The following is a 3136-nucleotide window of genomic DNA, read 5'->3' on the forward strand; positions in this document are numbered from 1 at the left end:
ATTTAGATAATATAAAAGAGCTCGGAGTAAAAAAATGATAAGGAAATTTGACACTAAGAAGGGGGTTCGTTGGGGTTATGTTATTGAATTGGGTAAAGTAAATGGGGAAAGAAAAAGAATGCAAAAAAGGGGATTTATCACAAAAAATCAGCACAAGAAGCTTATTACAGAGCTCAAGCAGAACTTGAGAATGGTGGAATTATAAAAGAAAATAATATAAGCTTGAGTGATTTCCTTGACGAATGGTATAATGACTATGTATTACTTAATTGCAAACATAATACACAGCTAAGCTATTTAGGGGTTATCAGGCATCTTAAAAATGAACTCGGTAAATATAAATTAAAAACTTTAACCCCTTTAATCATTCAAGATTACATAAACAAAAGGTTTAAAAATGGAACTTCAACCGATTCATTAAAAATATTCAAAGCAATTTTTAAATCTGCCCTTAAATATGCGATATTTCCTTGTAAATATATAAATCAAAATCCTTTACTGGATATAACTATCCCAAAAACAACTGGTGAAATAAAAAAAATAGAGACATTAACACCAGAACAATTTGAAATTTTGCTAGGATTCATTAAAAAAAATTTTTATAAACTTGCATTTTTAATTGCTTTTCACACAGGTATGCGTGTTTCAGAAATTTGTGCTTTACTATGGGAAAATATAAATTTTGAAAAAAATACTATTTCAGTTAAATATAATCTTCAATATTATAAAGGAATTTGTAGCCTTACCTCGACTAAAAGTAATTCATCATATCGTGAAATTAGCTTTGGAAATACGCTTAAAGAAATACTGATCGCTGAAAAGGAAAAACAAGTAGAATTAAAAAAAATATATGATGAATATTATTATAAAAATTATGATTTTGTTATATGTAGAGAAAATGGATCCCCTATTCCTGGTATTTATATTTCTAATTTGTGTCAAGATTTAGAAGATAAAGGACTCCCCTTTAAATTTAATTTCCATATGTTAAGACACACTCATGCGACATTATTACTTGAAGCAGGGGCTAATATAATAGATGTATCAAAAAGACTTGGACATAAGAAAATCAGTACAACTCTTAATAGATATTCACATGCTACAAAAAAAATGACTGAAAACACTGTTAACCTCTTTGAAAAAATCTTAAAATAAAAAACGTCGCCATTTTATATTTTAGGCGACAAAAAGGCGACAGAAACAAGATATTATCTATTTCAATTATTTGAAAGTACCATTTTTCATGAATTGACTAGAAATTTTATAGATTATGGATTATAATATAATAAAATATTATAAAATTAGGAGTTTCAATATGGGTAATCAAATAAAAACATTTTTTTTAATGTTTATTCTGATATTAATTTTCATGTTTATAGGTGACTTCATCGGAGGACAGAGCGGTGCAGTCATAGGTCTTGTTCTTGCTGCGGGAATAAATATTTTCAGTTACTGGAACAGCGACAAAATGGTACTTGCTAATTATAATGCACAACCGATTACTGAAAACAATAATCCGAGAGTATACAACATAGTCAGATCCCTTGTAAGAAATGCCGATCTCCCTATGCCTAAAGTCTATCTTATACCTGAAATGCAGCCAAATGCTTTTGCTACAGGAAGAAATCCACAGCATGCAGCTGTTGCTGTTACTGCCGGTCTTTTGGAAACTATGGATGATGCCGAATTAAGCGGAGTTATCGGGCATGAACTCGGACATGTCAAACACAGAGATATTCTTATTAGTACCATTGCAGCGATATTTGCAGGTGCTATTTCTATCATGAGCAGATTTGCCATGTATTCAGGCAGCGGAAGACGTTCCGACAATGACAGAGGGGCAAATCCATTTGCATTTTTGCTTGTTCTGCTGGCTCCGGTTGCTGCTATGATAGTTCAGATGAGTATTTCCAGAAAAAGAGAATTTCTTGCTGATCAATTCGGTGCGGAGGTTTCGGGGAATCCGCTCTATCTGAGAAATGCCTTACAGAAACTGGAAGCTTACGGAAGAAGAGTCCCTATGCAGCATAATAATCCTTCATATTCACATATGTTTATTGTAAATCCTCTTGCTAATGCAGGTGCCGCTTTTGCGAATCTTTTCAGAACGCATCCTTCTACAAGCGAAAGAATAAAAAGACTTGAACAGATGGCAGAGAGATAAACATGACTAATAAAGAGATTATAGAAAAAACAAAAGAATATGTAAAAAATAAGCTTGAAGGCGAAGGTTCGGGGCATGACTGGTGGCATATTCTGAGAGTATATAATAACGCTCTTGATATTGCAGAAAATGAAGGAAATTGTGATATTTTCACAGTGGAACTCGCGGCCTTGCTTCATGATATAGCAGACTGGAAATTTCATAACGGAAATCTTGATAAAGGTTCCGAAATAGCAGATTTCTTTCTGTCAGGACTGAATGTAGATAAGAAAACTATTGAACACGTCGCAGATATTATAAAAAATATCTCTTTCAAAGGTGCCAATGTGGAAAATACTATTACCACAAAAGAAGGCATGATAGTACAAGATGCCGACAGACTTGATGCGATAGGAGCTATGGGTATTGGACGGGCATTTGCTTACGGCGGTTTTATGAAAAGAGAAATGTACAATCCTGATGTACCTTATGAGATACATAACACATTTGAAGAATACAAAAGTAAAAACGGCAGTACAATCAATCATTTCTATGAAAAACTTCTGCTGTTAAAAGACAAGATGAATACGAAAACAGGAAGAGAAAAAGCTGAAAAACGTCATGAATTCATGCTTTCTTTTCTGGATGAATTTTATTCCGAATGGGATGGAAAAATCTAGTTTTTTATAAATTTTTAGAAATGCCGGAAAAAACTGGTTATTCCTGTAAAAATAAATTAATAATCTTAAATAACCCAAAAACTATAGACTAAAAAGCCGCCGGATATTTCCAGAGCGGCTTTTATTTTCACATATCATATAAAAGGAGCTGCATACAGCAGCTCCTTCGCTCATTTGGAGAACTTTTCCTTTTATAATATTATTAGTTTTAAAAGGCTTCTTCAGTGTCTTTGTCAAATAAATGACATTTTTCCATATCAAGTTTGAATATTCCGCTGTCTTTCAGCCGCAGACTATCTTCCTGATTCAGCGT

General features: G+C 32.9%; 4 protein-coding genes. All 4 read left to right on the forward strand.

The features are described from left to right. The first annotated feature begins 34 nt into the window (after positions 1-34). The 4 genes from NK213_RS19395 (at position 35) to NK213_RS19410 (ending at position 2823) form a co-directional block, all read left to right on the forward strand. The gene (locus NK213_RS19395; RefSeq protein WP_253352398.1) at positions 35-205 is read left to right on the forward strand and encodes a hypothetical protein; all 171 of its coding nucleotides are present in this window, start codon (positions 35-37) and stop codon (positions 203-205) included. Positions 206-222: 17 nt separating this feature from the next. Further along, a complete protein-coding gene (locus tag NK213_RS19400; RefSeq protein ID WP_253352400.1) occupies positions 223-1155 on the forward strand; it encodes a site-specific integrase in 933 nt (310 codons plus the stop codon). 160 nt (positions 1156-1315) lie between these two features. Then, positions 1316-2164 carry a zinc metalloprotease HtpX gene (htpX, locus tag NK213_RS19405; RefSeq protein ID WP_253352402.1) on the forward strand — a complete coding sequence of 283 codons (849 nt, stop codon included), beginning with the start codon at positions 1316-1318 and terminating at the stop codon, positions 2162-2164. A gap of 2 nt (positions 2165-2166) precedes the next feature. After that, positions 2167-2823, forward strand: coding sequence for an HD domain-containing protein (locus NK213_RS19410; protein ID WP_253352404.1), 657 nt, complete (start codon positions 2167-2169; stop codon positions 2821-2823). Positions 2824-3136 lie beyond the last annotated feature (313 nt).

It is taken from the genome of Sebaldella sp. S0638 (assembly GCF_024158605.1).
Classification (GTDB): domain Bacteria; phylum Fusobacteriota; class Fusobacteriia; order Fusobacteriales; family Leptotrichiaceae; genus Sebaldella.

What these genes read in the sequence shown, in the direction of transcription:
- NK213_RS19395 (WP_253352398.1), top strand. Translation starts at nt 35, where the DNA reads ATGATAAGGAAATTTGACACTAAGAAGGGGGTTCGTTGGGGTTATGTT.
- htpX (WP_253352402.1), top strand. Translation starts at nt 1,316, where the DNA reads ATGGGTAATCAAATAAAAACATTTTTTTTAATGTTTATTCTGATATTA.
- NK213_RS19410 (WP_253352404.1), top strand. Translation starts at nt 2,167, where the DNA reads ATGACTAATAAAGAGATTATAGAAAAAACAAAAGAATATGTAAAAAAT.